The sequence below is a fragment of the Rhodoferax sp. SPJ21 genome (assembly GCF_058216335.1).
In genome coordinates, this window is the sequence record NZ_JBYZMO010000002.1 from 313,272 (window position 1) to 331,845 (window position 18,574).

Genomic DNA, 18,574 nt, shown 5'->3' on the forward strand with positions numbered 1-18,574 from the left:
ATTGCAGGAAATGGCATGCCCACATCCACGCACCGGGGCCCCGCAGGCCCGCCCGTAGCGAGCAGCCCGCAGGCCTTGCAGCGGCAGCAGCGCCAGCTCAGCCAAGGAATAGGCTTGGCCGCCTGCCTATGGCTGATGCTGGTAGCTGGCGTGACGTTCATGGTGTCAGACAGCATCGTCGCAGCACGCATCAGCGCCGAGGCAGCCACCGCGGCACGCGAGGCCAACTCCTCCGGCCGCATCATCGACCGCACTTTTGTCGAAGTCGCCAGCGTAGCGCGCCTGCTGGGGCAGCAGCCCGAAGTGCATACCGTGCTGGCCCAGTACAACCCACAGGCGGCCACCCTGCTGTACTTCCCGGACACGGAACGGCGCCGGCGCCTGCTGCACAGCCTGGATGTGCGCGAACTTGGTGACAGCCTGGCCGGCCTGGCCAAGCGCCTGGGCTATGAGCGCATCTTCATCGTCAACGTGGCCGGCCTGGTGGTGGCCTCCAGCGACTGGCAGCTGGCCGAGGGCATGGTCGGCAAGTCCTACAAAAGCCGCAGCGACTTCAACGACGCCATGGCCAACGGCCAGGGCCAGCTGTTCACGGCCATCCACACCAATAGCCAGCCGGGCTTCTTCTTCTCGCTGCGCATAGACCATGACGAGGTGCCCACTGGCGTGGTCGTCATCAACCACAACGCCGGCACATTGGCTCCGCTGCTGTCCAGCAACCAGATCGCGCTGGTGCTGGACAGCACCGGCACCGTGGTCAGCGCCTCACGCACGGAATACATGCTGCGCCATGTGGGCCCGCTGAGCCGTGGCCAGCCGCCTACCGGCACGGCTGCCACCATACCCATAGAGCGGCCGGCGCAGCCGAGACATCCTGACCATTGGCTGGTGGATGGCAACCCCTATCTGCTGACGCGCAGCCCCCTGTCCGAGCCCGGCTACGAGCTGCTGGCGCTGAGCCGGCTGGACACGCTGGACGCCATGGTACGGTGGCACTACGGGCAAGGCGCGCTAGTGGCGGCAATGGGCCTGGTCGTACTGCTGCTGCTGGACCGCGTGCTGGGCCAGGTGCTGCGCCAGCGCCATGCCGCGCTGCGCTTGACGCAGGAGCACGGCGACTTCCTGCAAGCCATGATCGATTGCATCCCCATCCCCATTTTGTACCGCGATGCCCAGGCCCGGTATCGGGGCAGCAACAAGGCCTATCACGAAGCCTTTGGCTACACCGCCGAATCGCTGCGGGGTACTACCGTGATGGCCATAGACACCGTGCCGCTGGCGGTGCGCGAAGCGCTGATGGCCGAGCAGACCCAGCTGCTGGCCACCGGCGGGCGCTTCAGCCGCATCGGCGTGTTCACCTATACCGACGGCAAGCCGCACACCACGCTGTACTCCAACACCACCTTCCGCAACGCCGATGGCAGCATGGCCGGCCTGGTGGGCGTGCTGGTGGACATTACCGAGCTGACCCAGGCGCAGGAACTGCTGCGGCTGGCCAAGGAGGTGGCCGAAGAAGCCACCCAGGCCAAGTCCATGTTCCTGGCAAACATGAGCCACGAGATACGCACGCCGATGAACGCCGTCATCGGACTCTCGCACCTGGCGCTGAAGACCCACCTGGACCCGCGCCAGCGCGACTACATAAGCAAGATCCACCGCGCTGGGCAGAACCTGCTGGGCATCATCAACGACATCCTGGACTTCTCCAAGATCGAGGCCGGCAAGCTGGAGGTGGAGCACACGCCGTTCCGGCTAGACGAGGTGCTGAACCACGCCTCCGCCATGGTGGCCGACCGCGCCGCAGCCAAAGAGCTGGCCCTGGTGTTCGACGTGGCCTCCGAAGTGCCATCGACCCTGCTTGGCGACCCGCTGCGCCTGGGCCAGGTGCTGACCAATCTGCTGGGCAATGCGGTGAAGTTCACCGACGTCGGCTATGTCAGCGTGGCCGTGCGCGTAGTGGATACACGGCCCGGCGACGTGCAACTGCACATTGCCGTGACCGATACCGGCATCGGCATGGACGGGGCGCAGGCGGCCCGGCTGTTCCAGGCCTTCACCCAGGCTGATGGCTCGGTGACCCGCAAATACGGCGGTACCGGCCTGGGCCTGGCCATCAGCCGCGGGCTGGTGGAAGGCATGGGCGGGCAGATCGACGTGCAGTCCACGCCCGGCAAAGGCAGCTGCTTCAGCTTCAACCTCTGGCTGGGCCTGGCCGACTCCACCAGCCTGGTGCCGCCGCCGGAATACGACGGCCCCCGGCTGGACGGCTTGCGCCTGCTGCTGGCCGAAGACAACGACATCAACCAGCAGATCGCCACCGAACTGCTGCACAGCGCCGGCGCCATGGTGGACCTGGCCGACAACGGCCGCCAGACCCTGGACATGCTGCACGCCGCCACGCCCACGCACTACCACGCCGTGCTGCTGGACCTGCAAATGCCCGTCATGGGCGGGCTGGAGGCGGCACAGCACATCCACGCCGATGCCCGCTACCAGGGCCTGCCCGTGATCGCCATGACCGCCCACGCCCTGCAGGAAGAGCGCGAACGCTGCCTGGCCGCCGGCATGGTGGACCACATCACCAAGCCGCTGGACCCGCTGGGCCTGCTGCAATGCGTGCAGCGCTGGGCCCGGACCGCCCACCCGCACAGCGCCCCGCCCCTGGCCCCTGCGACCACACCCGGCCACCGCCTGGCCCCCCAGCCCGGACTGGACCTCGAGGCCGGCCTGCGCCGCGTGGCCGGCAACGAGGCCCTGTACCTGCGTCTGCTGGGCCAGTTCACCGACACCCACGCGCAGGCCGCCACCCGCGCCCAGGTCGCGCTCAACCAGGGCGATGCGGACGGCGCGCGCCGCATCCTGCACACCATCCGCGGCGTAGCTGGCAATATCGGTCTGGCCGAACTGGCCGATGCGGCCCAGGCGGTGGAAGAGCGGCTGCAGCGCCACGCCCCAGCCAGTGCGGCGGTAGACGTCGCCATGGAGCAGCTGCAGCTGCAGAACCGGCGCGCGGTAAGCGCCCTGCGCGCCCTGCTGGAAGCCGCTACGCCCGACGCGGCCGACGAACCGCCGGCCCCGCCCGACCCGGTCGCCCAGGCGCGCGGCCGGCACCTGGCCCAGCTGCTGGCCGACAGCGACGGCGACTGCGTGGAATATCTGCAAGCCCATGCGGCCAGCCTGCGCAGCCTGTTCCCGCCGGGCGGCTTCAGCGCCATGCACAACGCCATCCAGCGCTTCGACTTCGAAGTCGCGCACGGCCTGCTGACAGACGCGCTGGCGCAGGCTGCTTTGCCCCAATGCTATTGATTTAGTAGCTGCTCACGCAGGTATTCTGTGCGCTAGCGGCATTTTTTCTTAAATACTCTCGGGCGTCTGGGTATCCATGGGCACCACCACCTGCTGCAGGCCCAGGCCGGGGTTGTCCAGCACATCCAGCATGGCGGCCACCAGGCCCTGCGCCAGCTGTGGCAGGGGGTGGGACAGGGCCGCGTGCATATCGCCGGCCAGCAAGCCTTCGCGGATGCTGGACGTCAGCTCGCGCACCACACCAATGGGGCGCGCTCCGCCATGCTGCAGACGGTGCTCGCGCAGGGCCCGCAGCACGCCGTCCACGCCGCCCGAGGTGACAAACACGCCGACGATGTCGGCATGCTGGTGCAGCAGATCGCGTGCGACTTCTTCGGCCATCTGGTCGCTCTCCAGCGTGGCGCGCGGCTCCATCAGCTCGAAGCTGGGCGCGTGCTCGCGTACATAGGAGCGAAAGCTCATTTCGCACAGCTCCTGGCACAGAAAGCGGTGGCTGCCTACAAAGATCGCCAGCTTGCCCGGCTCGCGCGCCATGTGGGTGATCAACCAGGCAGCGGTGCGGCCCACACTGCGGTTGTCCAGCCCCGCATAGCCCGCGCGAGCAGGGGAACTCAGGTCGGAGATGAGGGCGAACACCGGCACGCCCTGGGCCTTCAGGCGCTCGATCTCGGCGCTGATCAGCGGGTGGTCAGCGGCCGTCAGCGCCACCGCGTCCACCCGCTGCCCCATATCGCGCAGGCGCTGCGACACGCCTTCGGGCGAGATGTCGTCCACATGCTCGATCACCGGGGCCTCGCAGAACTCGCTGCGCGCCTCCACCGCCTGGGCCAGCACCCGGCCCACCTCGCAGTGGAAGGCCGATTCCCGCGGCTCCAGCAGAAAGCCCAGGGTGCGGCGTGCCCGTTTGCCGCGCACCCGCTCGCTGATGACGCCGGCCGCGTGAAAGCCTATGGCCTCGGCCACCTCGCGGATGCGCTGGGCCGTATCCCGCCGCACCGGAGCCCGGCCATTCAGCACCCGGTCCACGGTGGACAGGCTGACGCCGGCGGCCTTGGCCACGTCGGCAATGGTGATGCGGGCGGGATGCGCTGCTTTTGACATAACTCTTTCAATACAAACCCTAATGAAATGAAAGTCTATGACAGTTTTCATTTCATTTCACTTCTTTTTTTATGACGGCTACCTAGAATCCGCCGCAAAGCACCAGCCCGGCTGGCGCCACATAAGGAGACAAGGTGTTAATGAAAGTCAAAACCGAAGACTGGGTGCTGGAGATGCGCGGCATCACCAAGTCCTTCCCCGGCGTGAAGGCCCTGGACGGCGTACAGCTACAGGTGCGCAAGGGTTCGGTGCATGTGCTGGTGGGGGAAAACGGCGCCGGTAAATCCACACTGATGAAGATCCTCAGCGGCGAGCACGCGGTGGACAGCGGCGAAATCTTCTTCCAGGGCACGCAGCTGGGCCAGCAGAACACCCGGGCCGCACTGGAACTGGGCATTGCCATGATCCACCAGGAACTGAGCCCCGTGCTGGACATGACGATTGCCGAGAACATCTTCCTCGGTCGCGAGCCCATGCAAACCCGCTGGCTGGGCCTGTTTGTCGACTTCGAGCGCATGGCGCGTGAAACCCAGGCCCTGCTGGACCGGCTGGGCCTGCCCTACCGCGCCGAGCAGAAGATGCGCGAGCTCAGCATCGCCGGCATGCAGCTGGTGGAGATCGCCAAAGCCATTTCGCGCCACGCGGCCCTGGTCATCATGGACGAGCCCACCTCGGCCATCAGCGACACCGAGGTGGCCATGCTGTTCCGCCAGATCGCCGACCTGAAGGCGCGTGGTGTGGCCATGATCTACATCACCCACAAGATGGACGAGATCTTCCAGATCGCCGACGACATCACCATCATCCGCGACGGCCAGTACGTGGACTCCGGTCCGGCCAGCAGCTACGACCAGCACAAGCTGATCGGCCTGATGGTGGGGCGCACCATCTCCAGCATCTTTCCCAAGGAAACCGTGCCCCTGGGCGAACTGGCACTGTCGGTGCGCGGCGCGACCCGCCATGGCGTGTTCCAGAACATCAGTTTCGACGTGCGCCAGGGCGAGATCGTCGGCCTGGCAGGCCTGATCGGCGCCGGACGCACCGAGGTCGCGCGCGCCATCTTCGGCCTGGACCGGCTGGACAAGGGCGAGATCTGGCTGAACGGCCAGAAACTCACGCTGAACCAGCCCAGCGACGCCATCCAGCAGGGCATTGCCATGGTCTCGGAAGACCGCAAGGCCGAGGGCTTGGTGCTGTGCCGCTCGGTGCAGGAAAACATCTCCCTGGCCAATTTGGAGAAATTCGCGCCCGGCCTGCTGCTCGATTTACAAGCCGAAACCGAGGCCGGCCAAAAAATGCGCTCCATGCTGCAAATCAAAACCGCGGATTTGAATACCGTGGTCGGCACATTAAGCGGCGGCAACCAGCAAAAAATCGCGATTGCCAAATGGCTGCTGCGCGATTTAAAGGTATTGATTCTGGACGAACCCACTCGCGGCATTGACGTGGGCTCCAAATCGGAAATCCACCGCCTGATGACGCAATTCGCCAAACAGGGCCTGGCCATCATCATGATTTCGTCCGAATTACCTGAAATTCTGGGTATGAGCGACCGTGTGGTGGTGATGCAGGAAGGACATATGCGAGGTGAACTTACTCGCGCCAATGCCACCCAGGAAAACATCATGGCCCTGGCCACCGGAGCAAAAACATGAGCGCCATTATCCAAAACTCCCCCACTACACAGCAGACCGGTATGTTCTCCAAAATACGCGAAATGGGTCTTTCTGAGATTTATAGGAAATACGGCACCATTTTAATTTTCATCGGCATCTTCATACTGGCATCGGTATTGAATGAAACCTTCTTAACCACCGGCAATTTAACCAATGTATTGCGCCAGGTGGTGGTCGTGAGTTTGCTTGCCTGCGGTGTGACTTTCATCATTATCCTGGGCCATATTGACGTATCGCTGGGCTCGGTGGTCGCACTGACCGGCACCATCGCCGCCAGCGTGATGTCCCTGACCGGCAGCGTGCCGCTGGCCATCGCGGCCGGCATAGGCATGGGTGTAGTCACAGGCTTGCTCAACGGGTATGTCATCACTTACTTCAAGATCCCGTCCTTCATCATGACGCTGGCCATGACGACCGTGGCGCGGGGCGCGATCCTGTTGTACACGGCAGGCGTGCCGGTGAGTAATCTGGGTGATTTCAAAATCATTGGTCAGGGCGATATCGGCCCGGTGCCAATATCGGTATTGATTTTGGCATTCGTGGTGCTGGTGTCCTGGATATTGCTGAACCGAACCAAGTTTGGTCGCCATATTTATGCCGTGGGCGGCAATGCCAAGGCATCGCTGGCATCCGGCATCAATACCGATAGCGTATTACGCAAGGCCTTTGTATTCAATGGTGTATTGGCTGCGATTGCCGGTATTGTGCTGATGTCCCGCGTGAATTCTGGCCAACCAGCTGCTGGGGTGGCCTATGAATTCGATGCCATTACCGCAGTGGTCGTGGGCGGCACCAGTTTGATGGGTGGCACCGGCACGATTACCGGCACCGTGATTGGCGCCATGATTATCGGCGTTATCAACAATATCTTGAACTTGATGAATGTCAGCTCGTATTGGCAGCAAATCGTCAAGGGTTTGATTATTGCTGTGGCCGTGATTTTGGATGTGAAAACCAAAACCGGCGGTGCCCGCAAGAAAGCTTGAATATTTCAAACACCAATCTCTGGAGGCCGCTTATCGCGTAAACCCATATTTCCCCGGTATAGAGACAGCCGTTGTAAAACAAAAACCAACTTTCAAAAGGAAGCCAAATCATGAAAACCTTTATCAAAGCCGCCCTGGCCTGCTCCGTCGTTCTGGCCATATTGCCCGGCCCGGTGTTTGCGCAAGGCAAGAAATTCGTCGTCGGCTACGCCAACCTGGCCGACACCGATGTGTTCACCATGAGCCGCAAGAACGCCTTCATCGACGCCGTGAAGGCCGACCCGGCAGTCAGCGTGTCGTTTGCCGACGCCAATGGCGATGCCAGCAAGCAGCTGGACCAGATCGATAATTTCATTGCCCAGAAGGTCAACGCCATCGTCATCGTGCCCGTGGACTACCAGGGCATCGTTCCCGGAGTAGAAAAGGCCAACAAGGCCGGCATTCCGGTGATCGCGCTGGGCATTGAGTCCGCTGGCGGCAAGTTCACCTTCGTCGGCTCCAAGAATGTGGATGCCGGCCGCATGCAGGGCGAATTCATGGCCAAGACTCTGCCGAAGAACGCACAGATCGTCTACCTGCAAGGTGAACCAGGCCTGTACCACTCCAAGGAACGCTTGGAAGGTTTTACCAAGGCACTGGCAGGCCGCACCGACGTGAAGATCATCGCCAACCTGCCCGCCAACTACGACCGCGCGCAGGGCATGAAGATCACCGAGGACTGGGTGCAAAAGTTTCCCAAGTTTGACGCGCTGATTGCCGCCAACGACCAAATGGCCCTGGGCGCACTGCAAGCGCTGAAAGCCGCTGGCCGCAAGGGCGTTGTGATCTCTGGCATCGACGGCGTGAAGGACGCGCTGGACGCCATCAAGGCAGGCGATATGGCGCAGTCCATCTTCCAGAACGCCAAGGGCCAGGCCCAGGGTGCGTTCGAGGTGGTCGAGATGATCAAGAAAGGCGAGCCCGCCCCCAAGGAAAAGCTGATCGCCTTTGAATCCATCGTTAAAGACAACGTCGATAAATACACGAAATAGAGCACACCCCCAGGCTACGCACTTCGTGTCTCCGCCAACCCCCTTGCAGGGGGCGAACCCTACGGTCCGGCAAAGCCGGTCCCGTGGGTTCCTGGCCGAAAAACCGTGCCACCAGTTTTTATCCCTACCTAAAGTGATCACCATGGAACTCAGAATCGGCGTCATCGGTTGCGGCGCTATTGGCCAAGACCACGCTGTGCGCATCCACCGCAAGCTCAGCGGCGCCCGCATCGTGGCCCTCAACGACATCAACCTGGCAGCCACCCACGCCTTCAACGATAGCTCCCGCCTGGGCGCTAAGGTGTATGAGAACTACCAGGACCTCATCAATGCCCCGGATGTGGATGCACTGCTGGTCGCGTCCTGGGGCCCGGCCCATGCCGAACAGCTGCTGGCTTGTATTGCCGCCGGCAAGCCCGTGTTTTGCGAAAAGCCCATGACCACGTCGGCCGAAAGCGGCCTGCGGGTGGTGGAAGCCGAGGTGAAGGCCGGCAAGAAGCTGGTGCAGGTCGGCTTCATGCGCCGATTTGACGCCGGCTACCGCGCCCTGAAAAAGACCCTGGACGCGGGCACCATAGGCGACGCGCTGATGGTGCACTGCGCCCACCGCAACCCCAGCGTGCCCGAGATGTATGTGGGTGATATGTGCATCACAGACACCTTTGTGCACGAGATCGATGTGCTGCGTTGGCTGCTGAACGACGACTACGTCAGCGCCCAGGTGGTGCAAGGCCGCAAGAGCCGCAACTGCCACGAAGGCCTGCACGACCCAGTGATGGTGCTGCTGGAAACCAGCAAGGGCATACGTATCGACACCGAAATTTTTGTCGGCTGCCGTTTCGGCTACGACATCCAGTGCCAGGTAGTGGGTGAAATCGGCGCAGCCTTCCTGCCCGAGCCCGCCAGTGTGGCCCTACGCCTGGACGGCCGTGCCTCCACCGCCATCCAGACCGACTGGAAGCAGCGCTTCATCGACGCCTACGACGTGGAGCTGCAGGAATGGATTAACGCGACCCAGCAGGGCCTGGTCAGCGGCCCCACGGCATGGGACGGCTACTTCGCCTCGGCCACCGCCGAAGCTTGCGTGGAAGCCCGGAACAGCAAGGCCATCGTGCCGATCCGCCTGGCACAACGCCCCAGTTTTTACGCCAAATAAACCGTTCAGGACATCGCAATGAAGTTATCCATCTGTACCGACGTATACAACAACCTGTCCTTTCCCGACATGCTGGGCAAGGTCCAGTCCCTGGGCGTGCACGCTGTGGAGATGACGGCCGGCGGCTGGGCCACCTGCCCCCACGTACCTACCGCCCAGCTGCTGGCTAGCGAGAGCAAGCTGCAGGCCTTCCAGGCCGAATTGGAAAAGCGCGACATGCAGATCGCCGCCCTCAACTGCTCGGGCAACCCGTTGAGCCCCGGCGAGATGGGCGTCAAGCACACCCAGTCCACCTACGACACCGTGGTGCTGGCTGGCAAGCTCGGCGTGAAGAAGATTGTGATGATGTCCGGCTGCCCGGCCGGCGCGCCCGGCGACAAGACGCCGAACTGGATCACCTCCACGGTGTCCTGGCCCGACTACATGGCACCCGCGCTGGAATACCAGTGGAACGAGGTGGCCATTCCATGGTGGAAGAAGTTCGCCGAGCACTGCCGCGCCCATGGCGTGGAGCAGATCGCCATCGAAGAATTCCCCTGCATGCTGGTCTACAACCCCGACACCCTGTGGCGCCTGCGCAATGCGGTCGGCCCGCTGGTCGGCATGAACCTGGACCCGTCGCACTTGATCGCCATGGGTGCCGACCCCATCGCCGCGGCACGCAACCTGAAGGGCGCGCTGTACCACATCCACGGTAAGGACGCACGCATTGAGCGTGGCCTGGTCGACATCAATGGTCTGTTGGAAACCCGGCCCGTCACCGACACGGTCAACCGCAGCTGGAACTATGTCGCCGTGGGCTGCGGCAAGGACCTGCAGTGGTGGAAGGAGTTCTTCTCGGTCTGCCGCATGGTGGGCTACGACGCCCATGTCTCGCTGGAAATGGAAGATCTAACCATGTCTACAGAGGCAGGGGTACTCACTTCTATTTCCGCATTGCAACAAACTATCAGCCAGTAAATAACTCTTCCAACAGGAGCCCATATGAAGATCGCCTTAGACCCATTTATGCATCGTCACTTGCCGCTGACCGAGCTTTGCCGCAAAACAGCCGAGCTGGGTTACGAATACATAGAACTCTCGCCGCGGTCCGACTTCCTTGAATGGTGGGCCCAACCCCGTGTGTACCCAGAGCGGATCCAGGAGTTCAAAGGTGCACTCAAGGACCACGGTGTGAAGCTGGCTACGCTGCAGCCTATGTACCGTTGGTCCAGCCCACTAGAAGACGAGCGCCAGGCGGCGATGCGCTATTGGAAAAAGGCAATCCAGGTAGCGGTGGAAATGGATTGCGACACAATGATTTCGGAGTTCGGTCGCGGCGCATCGCCCGAACGCTCAGCCGGTCAAAGCTTCAACACACCGGAGGCCTGCGAGGCGGCATTCTGGAGATCTATGGACGAGCTGGTCCCAATTTTCGAGCGTGAGGGCATCGTGCTATCCATAGAGCCTCACCCCGAGGACTGGATCGAGACCATTGCTCCTGCTATCGATATAGTGCGCTCCATCGGCTCTTCCCAGGTCAAGATTTCTTACATCGCGCCACATACCTTCTACTATGGCGACGACATGGAGGCGATGCTGCGTGCCGCATCCCCTGTGCTAGCCCATGTGCGTGTGGCTGATACTTTCAATCACAAGGCCTCGTCGGCGATGCGCTACACGGTGAACCCCCCTGGGGCCAAAGTACGTGTACATCAGCACCTTGACATGGGGCGGGGCGAAATCGATTGGGACCTGTTCTTCAAGACTCTGGCCGATATCGGCTTTGATGGCGTACTGTCCAGTTGCGTATTTGGCTGGGACGAGCGAGCCGACGACTCATCAAGCTTCATGCGCAAGGAAATCCAGCGCTACATCGACAAATACTGGGGCTGAAATGCCGACGCCGCCGACCCGCAGCCCGGACGGCGTCGCGCCCCTGCTGGCCTGCATTGGCCGTGAGCGCGACAACCTGAGCCGGCAGCTCTGCAGCATTGCCCGCTATGTGCAGCAGCACCCTCAGCACATAGGAAGCGAAAAAATCGTCAATCTGGCGCGCAGCTGCAATGTGCAACCCTCGGCCGTGGTGCGCTTCGCCAAGCACTTCGGCTTCCACGGCTACCGCGATTTCAAGGCGGTGTTCCGCAGCGACGCACTCCACACCATGTAAGACCCATGCCCAGCCACGACAGCACCAGGCCACAGGCCATAGCCGCACTGCAACAGCAAGAGCAGGCGCTGGTATTCACCAGCTTTGACGAAGAAACCGCCTACGCCATAGGCCAGGCGCTACGCGCTGCCGCCGCGCGGCAACAGGCGCCAGTGGCCATCGATATACGCAGTGCCTCTCGGCGGCTGTTCTACACCGCACTGCCAGGCGCCACACCCGACAATGAGGACTGGGCCCGCCGCAAAGGCAATGTCGCCCTGCGCTGCCATGCCTCGTCCTACCTGGTCCGGCTGCGGTTGCAGGCCGAGGGACGCACCCCCTGGCCCGATGCCGCGCTGCCAGATGGGGACTACGCCGTCCATGGCGGTGCTTTCCCGGTGCGTGTGCAAGGCACGGGCGTGATTGCCGCAATTGCCGTGTCCGGCCTGCCCTCGTATGAAGACCACGACCTGGTGGTGGCCGTGCTGGCCCGCCACCTGGGCCGTACGGATCTGCCTGCCACCCCCCTCCCCCCGGAGCAGCCATGAAAACCTTTAACGTGGGCGTTATCGGCATTGGCGACATCAGCGATGTCTACATACGCAATCTGCAGCAGTACCCCATCGTCCATGTACTGGCCTGCGCGGGCCGAAGCCTGGAAAAAGCCCGGCAAAAAGCCCAGCAGCACGGAATTGCGCGTCCCTATGCCTCCGCCGCGGAGCTGATCGCCGACCCGGATATCGACATCATCCTGAACCTGACGCTGCCCGCCGCGCATGCGGAGATCAGCCTGGCGGCGCTGCGGGCCGGCAAGCATGTTTACACCGAGAAACCGCTAGCCGCCACCCTGGCAGAAGGCCAGTCCGTTCTGGCACTTGCGCGCGAGCGCGGCCTGATGGTGGCTTCTGCCCCCGACACCTTTCTGGGTGCACGCCTACAGACCTGTCGCAAGCTGATTGACGATGGCGCCATAGGTGAGGTCACGGCCGCCAGCGCGTTTGTAGTGAGCCATGGGCATGAGTGGTTCCACCCGGGCCCGGAATTTTTCTACCAAGCTGGCGGGGGACCGCTGCTGGACATCGGACCCTACTATGTAACGGCCCTGCTGTCCCTGCTGGGACCGGTGAAGCGCTGCTCCGCCATGGCCAAGAAAACCTTTGCTACGCGCACGGTGGAAAGCGCGCCACTGCGCGGCAAGAGCTTTCCGGTCGAGGTGGACACCCATATCACGGGCAATCTGGAATTCGCCAGCGGCGCCATTGGCACGCTGCTGGCCAGCTTCGACGTCTGGGATTCGGAGCTGCCGCGCATGGAGATCTACGGCACGAAAGGCACGATCTGCCTGCGCGACATCGACCCGATAGACGGTCCCAATCTGTTCGGCGGCCCGGTATTGCTACGTACCGCCAAACAATACCGCTGGAAGAGCCTGCCTCGCCCGCAGTCCCTGCCAGACTGGGCCGAGGTTCCCGTACAGCACCCGTTCGCCGAAACCAGCCACCGCGTAAATAGCCGCGGCATAGGGCTGGTGGATATGGCCTATGCCATCACCCAACAGCGCGCCGCGCGTGCCAGCGGTGAAATGGCGCTGCACAGCCTGGAGCTGATGCACGGCCTCCTGGAATCTGCCACCAACGGTACGTTCTACAAGCTGCACAGCAGCTGCGAGCGGCCACAGCCCCTGCCGGTGGATTTCCCCCGCAGCGAGAGCAGAGGGCTAAGCCCCGGGACGTAACGCCCCCCAACTTCAGGGCGCGACCACCAGCTCCTTGGAGCGCTCCTGGCGTATCAGGTACAGGCCGCTGGCGATGATGATGGCCCCCCCCAGCAGGGTGCGGGCCTGCGGCAGGGTCTGCCACAGCAGGCCGTCCAGCACGATGCCCCAGGCCAGCGCGGTGTACTCGAACGGCGCCACTACCGAAGCCTGGCCCGAGCGAAAAGCCTGGGTGATCGCCAGCTGCCCGATAAATCCGCTGATGCCTATCACCACCAGCTGCGGAATATGCGCAGACTGCACCGCCACCCAGTCTGGCCAGGCCAACGCACCTCCGGCCACGGCCAACCCGCTGGTACCCCAGAACACCAGGCTGGCGCTGGAGTCGGTGCGGCTCAGAATGCGCCCGGTAATGGCCGATATGGCGTAGCAGCTGGCCGACGCCAGCACGGCCAGCGCACCCCATGACAAAAAGGCCCCCTGGCTGGGCCGCAGCGCCACCAGCACCCCACAAAACCCACCCGCAATCGCCAGCCAGTGGCTGGACCGCACCCGCTCCTTCAGCACCGGGATGGACAGCATGGTGATCAGCATCGGCGCCACGAAGAAGATGGCATAGGCCTCGGCCAGCCCCAGCGTCCGCAGCCCGTAGACGAACGACGACAGCATGGTCACCCCCACCACCGTGCGCAGCAGATGCAGCGGCCAGCGCACCTTCAGCAAACCACCCCACTCCCTGCGCCACAGCACATACAAGCAGACCAGGGGCATGGCCGCCAGGCCGCGCAGGCAGGCCACCTGCAGCGGCGGGTAGCTACCGGTCAGCGATTTCATGGACGCGTCCATCATCGAAAAAGCGCCGACGGCCACCACCATGGCGACGATACCGCGCAGATTGGCAGCAGAAGAAGAGGATGCGGAAGGGACGGAAGACACGTGCAGAACTCGGTGAAGCGGCGCGGCGCGCGGTGCCAAAACGTATGCACCGTGCGAGCCGCTACCATGTCACCCAACTATAGCCAAGGCCTGCATCTGGCCGCTACCGTAGGGACATGCATATGCCAATCTGGAAACAAGCCGTCAGCGTCGAATCGCTCAGCGCCTCTGGCCTGGGCACCGCCATCGCCCACCTGGGCATTGAGTTTCTGGAAGTCGGCGACGACTTTCTGCGCGCCCGTGTGCCGGTGGATTCACGCACCTGCCAGCCCTACGGCCTGCTGCACGGCGGCGTTAGCGTGGTGCTGGCCGAAACCCTGGGCTCCTGCGGTGCCATGTTCGCAGCCCCGCCCGGCCACCGCGCCGTGGGCCTGGACATCAACGCCAACCACCTGCGCGGCGTGACCAGCGGCTGGGTCACCGGCACCGCCCGCCCGGTACACATAGGCCGCACCACCCAGGTGTGGCAAATCGACATGGTGGACGATGCTGGCAAGCCCACCTGCGTGTCACGCATCACCGTGGCTGTATTGGAGCCCAAATAAGGCTGCAGCGTAGGATTTACCTGCGCAAGCAGCTACACAAAATATAGCTATTCGCTGACGCGGGCCATGCGCTCGCTCTTCCAGTACACATCATCCCCGCCGTCCACGCGGTTCAGCACCCGGGCCAGCACGAACAGCAGATCGCTCAGGCGGTTCAGGTAATGGCGGGGGGTGTCTTTCAGCGCGTCTTGCTGCTCCAGCGCCACCACGGTGCGCTCGGCGCGGCGGGCTACGGTGCGGCACACATGGGCTTGGGACGCGGCGCGGGTGCCGGCGGGCAGGATGAATTCGGCCAGGCGCGGCAGCGTGGCGTTGTGTTCGGCCAGGGCTTGGTCCAGCGCCAGTACGGCGTCGGGTTTGAGCAGCTCAAAACCCGGAATCGACAGCTCGCCACCCAGGTTGAACAACTGGTGCTGCACCTCGACCAGCAATGCGCGCACGCCCTCGGGCACGGGCTCGCACAGCAGCAGGCCGATGTGGCTATTCAGCTCGTCCACGTCGCCCATGGCGTGCACGCGCAGGCTGTTCTTGGAGACACGGGTGTTGTCGCCCAGGCCGGTGGTGCCGTTGTCGCCGGTGCGGGTGGCAATTTGTGTGAGGCGGTTAGCCATGGCGCTGCTCCTTGTGAACCTAGTGAATGGAGGCAGAATTGTCTGTGATCTGTCGATAACCGGAGAGACCCCATGAACGCCCCCACCGCCGCCCAGCACCTGCTGCCCACCCTGGCCATCCGCGAGGTGCCGCCGGCCCTGGTCGAGGCCCTGCACACCCGCTTCGGCGCGCAGTTCAGCACCGCGCTGGCCGTGCGCGAGCACCATGGGCGCGATGAATCCGCCTTTGCCGTGCCGCCGCCTACCGCTGTGGTGTTTGCAGAAAGCACGGCCGATGTGGCCGACGCGGTGCGGCTGGCCGCTGCCCATGCCACGCCCATCATCCCGTTCGGCGTGGGCTCGTCACTGGAAGGCCATTTGCTGGCGGTGCAAGGCGGCATCAGCCTGGATGTGGGCCGCATGAACGCCATCCTCAGCGTCAACGCCGAAGACCTGACGGTGACCGTGCAGCCCGGCGTGACGCGCAAGCAACTGAACGAGGCCATCAAAGACACCGGCCTGTTCTTCCCCATCGACCCCGGAGCCGACGCCTCCATTGGCGGCATGTGCGCCACCCGCGCCAGCGGCACCAACGCCGTGCGTTACGGCACCATGCGCGAGAACGTGCTGGCGCTCGAAGTGGTCACCGCCAGCGGCGAAGTCATCCACACCGGCACGCGCGCCAAAAAGTCCAGCGCGGGCTACGACCTGACGCGGCTGATGGTGGGCAGCGAGGGCACGCTGGGCGTGATCACCTCGGTCACGCTGAAGATCTATCCGCTGCCCGAGGCGATATCGGCTGCCATCTGCTCCTTCCCCAGCATCGAGGCCGCCGTGCGCAGCACCATCCAGGTGATCCAGCTGGGCGTGCCGATTGCGCGGGTGGAGCTGATCGACGCGAATACCGTGCGCATGGTCAACGCCCATTCCAAACTGGGCCTGCGCGAGGAACCCCTGCTGCTGATGGAGTTCCACGGCTCGCCCACCGGCGTGAAAGAGCAGGCCGAGCTGGTGCAGGAGATTGCCTCCGACTTTGGTGGCCAGGCATTCGAATGGGCCAGCACGCCCGAGGAGCGCACCCGCCTGTGGACGGCGCGGCACAACGCCTACTTTGCCGCCGTGCAGTCACGCCCGGGCTGCAAAGCCATCTCTACCGACACCTGCGTACCCATCTCGCGCCTGGCCGATTGCTTGCTAGATTCGATTACCGAGGCCGACGCCTCCGGCATCCCCTACTTTCTGGTCGGCCACGTGGGCGACGGCAACTTCCACTTTGGCTACCTGATCGACCCCGACAGCGCCGAGGAGCGCGAGAAGGCCGAGCAACTCAACCACGCGCTAGTGCACCGCGCGCTGGCGCTGGACGGCACCTGCACCGGCGAACACGGCGTGGGCCTGCACAAGATGGACTTCCTGGTGAACGAGACCGGCGCCGGTGCCGTGGCCATGATGCGCGCCATCAAACAGGCGCTGGACCCGCTGAATATTTTGAACCCGGGGAAGATTTTTAGAATTTAAGCCTTTTAGGGCTTTTCCGCAGGTGGCGCCTGCACAGGCAGCTACGATTTCAATAGCATTCTCTTGCACGACCCGCGCTCAGGGCGAGGCCACGCCGCATAGGCCCTGGGCCGGCGCGCGGGCCCAGTTCTCCAGCCAGGCCCACAGCCGCTGCACGCCGTCTGCGCCGGACTGCTGCAGGCCATGGTCAGCACCGGAGATGCGCAACGTGCAGAAAGGAACAGAACGGCCCTGTGCGCGTTCGGCAAAGCTTTGGTAGGCCAGTGGGGGCACTAGGGCGTCGGCGTCGCCCCAGGCCTGCAGAATGGGCCAGGGCGACTCCAGCAGAGGACGGGTGACGCGCCAGCGCCAAAGGTCACGCCAGTAGCGCAGGCTGCGGCCCTGAACAATATCGCTGTCCGGCGCATCAGAGCGCTGGGCTGCGTCAAGTACCTGCCAGGCGGGCAGCTGGCCCAGACGCTGGGCTTGCATCGCCCCGGCCTCCAGCGGGTCGAGCCCGGAGCCCGATAGCAGCACCAGGCCCGCCAGGTGGGGCACCTCGGCCGCCAGGCCGGGCAGCAGTTCAGCGCCTTCGGAAATACCGACCAGCACGGTAGGCAGCGGCTCCAGGCCGGCGCGGGCCAGGGCATCGGCGCGCAGGGCCGCGCTGGCATGCGCCTGCCAGCGGGCCAAGCTGTCGCGCCGAACAAAACCGTCTGGACATTCGGTGGGCATAAGCCCTGCCTGCAGATCGGTACCCGGTTTGTGCAGCACCAGGACCTGGGCGTGCAGCAGACCCGCAAAGTAGCGCACCGCCACCGGCGCCATACCGGAACAGCCCGAGCCCGGCAACACGATTACGCGAAAGCGCAACGGCGGCTGCAGTGCTTCGCGCTGCAGTGTGGGCACCGGACTGGCGGCAGATGCACCTGGCAAAGCGCCAGACGCAAAAAGGGGCTGCGCTTGCACGCAGCCCCCCACCAACACATGGAGCAAACCTGCCGCCAAGGCGGCACGTATGCACGGGCGCAACATCACTTCAAGATGATGGCCTGGGGTTGGGGTTGCACTTGCGGCTGCATCTGCAAAGGCTGGCCCTGCTGCATTGGCTGACGCACGCCACGGGCCATGTTGGGGTCGCTCAGGCCAAGCTGGTCCACCAGCTGTTCGTAGACGTTGGCGGCAAGGGTCTGCGAGGTTTCACGCATGACCTTGGCACGGTTCGGCGGCACCACGTCACCGCGGTTGGACAGCAGCTTGGTGTCGTTGCCCGCGCCCTGCGCCGAAAAGGACGACTTGATCTCGAAGGTCTTGGTGTTGATCAACGAGAAATCAGCCAGGATGTCCAGGCTGAACTGGTAGCTGGCGCTACTGGTGCCTTGCAGTGGTGACAGGGTGTCACGAAACTCCGCGCTAGAGAGGGTGCCGAACAGCACGTAATCGGCGCCGTTGAATTCACCCTTGCGGATGCGCGCAATGATGTCCTTGACCTCGGGTTGGCGAACGGGGGTGGCCACCTTGCCGGTCTTGAGTTGGTTCAGTACCTGCTCGGCCTTGGTGGGCTGCGGTGCACCAGCGTCGAAGCCCTTGCCCTGAACAACATGGAACACCGTACCGCGCAGCAAGGCGCCCTTGATGTCGTTGGTGAAAGAGCCCAACTCACGCTGCTCCATGTAGCTGTAGCGGCCAGCCACGTAAGTGCCGCTGGACTGCTCAGATGCCGAAATGCTGTTGCGGTTGGCATTGAGTTGGCTGCTGGACTGGTAGGTGCCAGCTTCAAAATACTGCGACACGGCCTGGGTATAGGCTAGATCGGTCACAGCAATCTTGGGGGCGTTCTGGGCCTGGACGTTAGCCACCAGAGCGAGCGCCAATACGGTGGCGGAGAGAACGGTACGACGTTGCATG

Annotated in this window: 17 protein-coding genes; 12 read left to right on the forward strand and 5 right to left on the reverse strand. The window is 63.6% G+C overall.

What is annotated here, in order from left to right; all coding sequences use genetic code 11:
• Positions 1–15 precede the first annotated feature (15 nt).
• Positions 16–3,306 (forward strand): ATP-binding protein, encoded by a 3,291-nt coding sequence (locus AC4BBN_RS09270; RefSeq protein ID WP_490591698.1) that lies wholly within the window; start codon positions 16–18, stop codon positions 3,304–3,306.
• 48 nt (positions 3,307–3,354) lie between these two features.
• On the opposite strand, the gene AC4BBN_RS09275 is transcribed toward AC4BBN_RS09270, so the two are convergent.
• The gene (locus tag AC4BBN_RS09275; RefSeq protein ID WP_490591699.1) at positions 3,355–4,407 is read right to left on the reverse strand and encodes a LacI family DNA-binding transcriptional regulator; all 1,053 of its coding nucleotides are present in this window, start codon (positions 4,405–4,407) and stop codon (positions 3,355–3,357) included.
• Between the two features lie 140 nt (positions 4,408–4,547).
• Between AC4BBN_RS09275 and AC4BBN_RS09280 the strand changes: the two genes are divergently transcribed.
• The 9 genes from AC4BBN_RS09280 (at position 4,548) to AC4BBN_RS09320 (ending at position 13,119) form a co-directional block, all read left to right on the forward strand.
• Entirely contained in the window at positions 4,548–6,062 is a 1,515-nt protein-coding gene (locus tag AC4BBN_RS09280; protein ID WP_490591700.1) for a sugar ABC transporter ATP-binding protein, read from the forward strand.
• Positions 6,059–7,069, forward strand: a complete 1,011-nt coding sequence (locus tag AC4BBN_RS09285; RefSeq protein ID WP_490591701.1) for an ABC transporter permease — start codon at positions 6,059–6,061, stop codon at positions 7,067–7,069. Before AC4BBN_RS09280 ends, AC4BBN_RS09285 begins: the two co-directional genes overlap by 4 nt.
• A 110-nt stretch (positions 7,070–7,179) precedes the next feature.
• Positions 7,180–8,100 carry a sugar ABC transporter substrate-binding protein gene (locus tag AC4BBN_RS09290; RefSeq protein WP_490591702.1) on the forward strand — a complete coding sequence of 307 codons (921 nt, stop codon included), beginning with the start codon at positions 7,180–7,182 and terminating at the stop codon, positions 8,098–8,100.
• Positions 8,101–8,242: 142 nt separating this feature from the next.
• Positions 8,243–9,256 (forward strand): Gfo/Idh/MocA family protein, encoded by a 1,014-nt coding sequence (locus tag AC4BBN_RS09295; protein WP_490591703.1) that lies wholly within the window; start codon positions 8,243–8,245, stop codon positions 9,254–9,256.
• Between the two features lie 18 nt (positions 9,257–9,274).
• The gene (locus tag AC4BBN_RS09300) at positions 9,275–10,216 is read left to right on the forward strand and encodes a sugar phosphate isomerase/epimerase family protein (RefSeq protein WP_490591704.1); all 942 of its coding nucleotides are present in this window, start codon (positions 9,275–9,277) and stop codon (positions 10,214–10,216) included.
• A gap of 24 nt (positions 10,217–10,240) precedes the next feature.
• A complete protein-coding gene (locus AC4BBN_RS09305) occupies positions 10,241–11,131 on the forward strand; it encodes a sugar phosphate isomerase/epimerase family protein (protein ID WP_490591705.1) in 891 nt (296 codons plus the stop codon).
• Between the two features lies 1 nt (position 11,132).
• Positions 11,133–11,405 carry a MurR/RpiR family transcriptional regulator gene (locus AC4BBN_RS09310; protein WP_490591706.1) on the forward strand — a complete coding sequence of 91 codons (273 nt, stop codon included), beginning with the start codon at positions 11,133–11,135 and terminating at the stop codon, positions 11,403–11,405.
• A 5-nt stretch (positions 11,406–11,410) separates the two neighbouring features.
• A complete protein-coding gene (locus AC4BBN_RS09315) occupies positions 11,411–11,932 on the forward strand; it encodes a heme-degrading domain-containing protein (RefSeq protein ID WP_490591707.1) in 522 nt (173 codons plus the stop codon).
• Positions 11,929–13,119: a Gfo/Idh/MocA family protein gene (locus AC4BBN_RS09320; RefSeq protein WP_490591708.1), complete on the forward strand. Its 1,191-nt coding sequence runs from the start codon at positions 11,929–11,931 to the stop codon at positions 13,117–13,119. Before AC4BBN_RS09315 ends, AC4BBN_RS09320 begins: the two co-directional genes overlap by 4 nt.
• A 12-nt stretch (positions 13,120–13,131) precedes the next feature.
• Here AC4BBN_RS09320 and AC4BBN_RS09325 read toward each other — a convergent pair whose 3' ends face one another.
• Complete coding sequence (locus AC4BBN_RS09325) at positions 13,132–14,034, reverse strand: DMT family transporter (protein ID WP_490591709.1); 903 nt, start codon at positions 14,032–14,034, stop codon at positions 13,132–13,134.
• A 122-nt stretch (positions 14,035–14,156) separates the two neighbouring features.
• Between AC4BBN_RS09325 and AC4BBN_RS09330 the strand changes: the two genes are divergently transcribed.
• Positions 14,157–14,579, forward strand: a complete 423-nt coding sequence (locus tag AC4BBN_RS09330) for a hotdog fold thioesterase (RefSeq protein WP_490591710.1) — start codon at positions 14,157–14,159, stop codon at positions 14,577–14,579.
• 47 nt (positions 14,580–14,626) lie between these two features.
• On the opposite strand, the gene AC4BBN_RS09335 is transcribed toward AC4BBN_RS09330, so the two are convergent.
• The gene (locus AC4BBN_RS09335) at positions 14,627–15,190 is read right to left on the reverse strand and encodes a cob(I)yrinic acid a,c-diamide adenosyltransferase (RefSeq protein WP_490591711.1); all 564 of its coding nucleotides are present in this window, start codon (positions 15,188–15,190) and stop codon (positions 14,627–14,629) included.
• Between the two features lie 72 nt (positions 15,191–15,262).
• Here AC4BBN_RS09335 and AC4BBN_RS09340 point away from each other — a divergent pair, with 72 nt between their 5' ends.
• Positions 15,263–16,687 (forward strand): FAD-binding oxidoreductase, encoded by a 1,425-nt coding sequence (locus AC4BBN_RS09340; protein WP_490591712.1) that lies wholly within the window; start codon positions 15,263–15,265, stop codon positions 16,685–16,687.
• 78 nt (positions 16,688–16,765) lie between these two features.
• Here AC4BBN_RS09340 and AC4BBN_RS09345 read toward each other — a convergent pair whose 3' ends face one another.
• Both AC4BBN_RS09345 and AC4BBN_RS09350 read right to left on the reverse strand, forming a co-directional pair.
• Positions 16,766–17,701, reverse strand: coding sequence for an alpha/beta hydrolase family protein (locus AC4BBN_RS09345; protein ID WP_490591713.1), 936 nt, complete (start codon positions 17,699–17,701; stop codon positions 16,766–16,768).
• Positions 17,701–18,573 carry a hypothetical protein gene (locus tag AC4BBN_RS09350; RefSeq protein ID WP_490591714.1) on the reverse strand — a complete coding sequence of 291 codons (873 nt, stop codon included), beginning with the start codon at positions 18,571–18,573 and terminating at the stop codon, positions 17,701–17,703. Before AC4BBN_RS09350 ends, AC4BBN_RS09345 begins: the two co-directional genes overlap by 1 nt.
• Position 18,574: the final 1 nt, after the last annotated feature.

Excerpts from the sequence above, each read along its gene's own strand:
- AC4BBN_RS09270 (WP_490591698.1), top strand. The coding sequence starts at position 16 with ATGCCCACATCCACGCACCGGGGCCCCGCAGGCCCGCCCGTAGCGAGC.
- AC4BBN_RS09275 (WP_490591699.1), bottom strand. The coding sequence starts at position 4,407 with ATGTCAAAAGCAGCGCATCCCGCCCGCATCACCATTGCCGACGTGGCC.
- AC4BBN_RS09280 (WP_490591700.1), top strand. The coding sequence starts at position 4,548 with ATGAAAGTCAAAACCGAAGACTGGGTGCTGGAGATGCGCGGCATCACC.
- AC4BBN_RS09285 (WP_490591701.1), top strand. The coding sequence starts at position 6,059 with ATGAGCGCCATTATCCAAAACTCCCCCACTACACAGCAGACCGGTATG.
- AC4BBN_RS09290 (WP_490591702.1), top strand. The coding sequence starts at position 7,180 with ATGAAAACCTTTATCAAAGCCGCCCTGGCCTGCTCCGTCGTTCTGGCC.
- AC4BBN_RS09295 (WP_490591703.1), top strand. The coding sequence starts at position 8,243 with ATGGAACTCAGAATCGGCGTCATCGGTTGCGGCGCTATTGGCCAAGAC.
- AC4BBN_RS09300 (WP_490591704.1), top strand. The coding sequence starts at position 9,275 with ATGAAGTTATCCATCTGTACCGACGTATACAACAACCTGTCCTTTCCC.
- AC4BBN_RS09305 (WP_490591705.1), top strand. The coding sequence starts at position 10,241 with ATGAAGATCGCCTTAGACCCATTTATGCATCGTCACTTGCCGCTGACC.
- AC4BBN_RS09310 (WP_490591706.1), top strand. The coding sequence starts at position 11,133 with ATGCCGACGCCGCCGACCCGCAGCCCGGACGGCGTCGCGCCCCTGCTG.
- AC4BBN_RS09315 (WP_490591707.1), top strand. The coding sequence starts at position 11,411 with ATGCCCAGCCACGACAGCACCAGGCCACAGGCCATAGCCGCACTGCAA.
- AC4BBN_RS09320 (WP_490591708.1), top strand. The coding sequence starts at position 11,929 with ATGAAAACCTTTAACGTGGGCGTTATCGGCATTGGCGACATCAGCGAT.
- AC4BBN_RS09330 (WP_490591710.1), top strand. The coding sequence starts at position 14,157 with ATGCCAATCTGGAAACAAGCCGTCAGCGTCGAATCGCTCAGCGCCTCT.
- AC4BBN_RS09335 (WP_490591711.1), bottom strand. The coding sequence starts at position 15,190 with ATGGCTAACCGCCTCACACAAATTGCCACCCGCACCGGCGACAACGGC.
- AC4BBN_RS09340 (WP_490591712.1), top strand. The coding sequence starts at position 15,263 with ATGAACGCCCCCACCGCCGCCCAGCACCTGCTGCCCACCCTGGCCATC.
- AC4BBN_RS09345 (WP_490591713.1), bottom strand. The coding sequence starts at position 17,701 with ATGTTGCGCCCGTGCATACGTGCCGCCTTGGCGGCAGGTTTGCTCCAT.
- AC4BBN_RS09350 (WP_490591714.1), bottom strand. The coding sequence starts at position 18,573 with ATGCAACGTCGTACCGTTCTCTCCGCCACCGTATTGGCGCTCGCTCTG.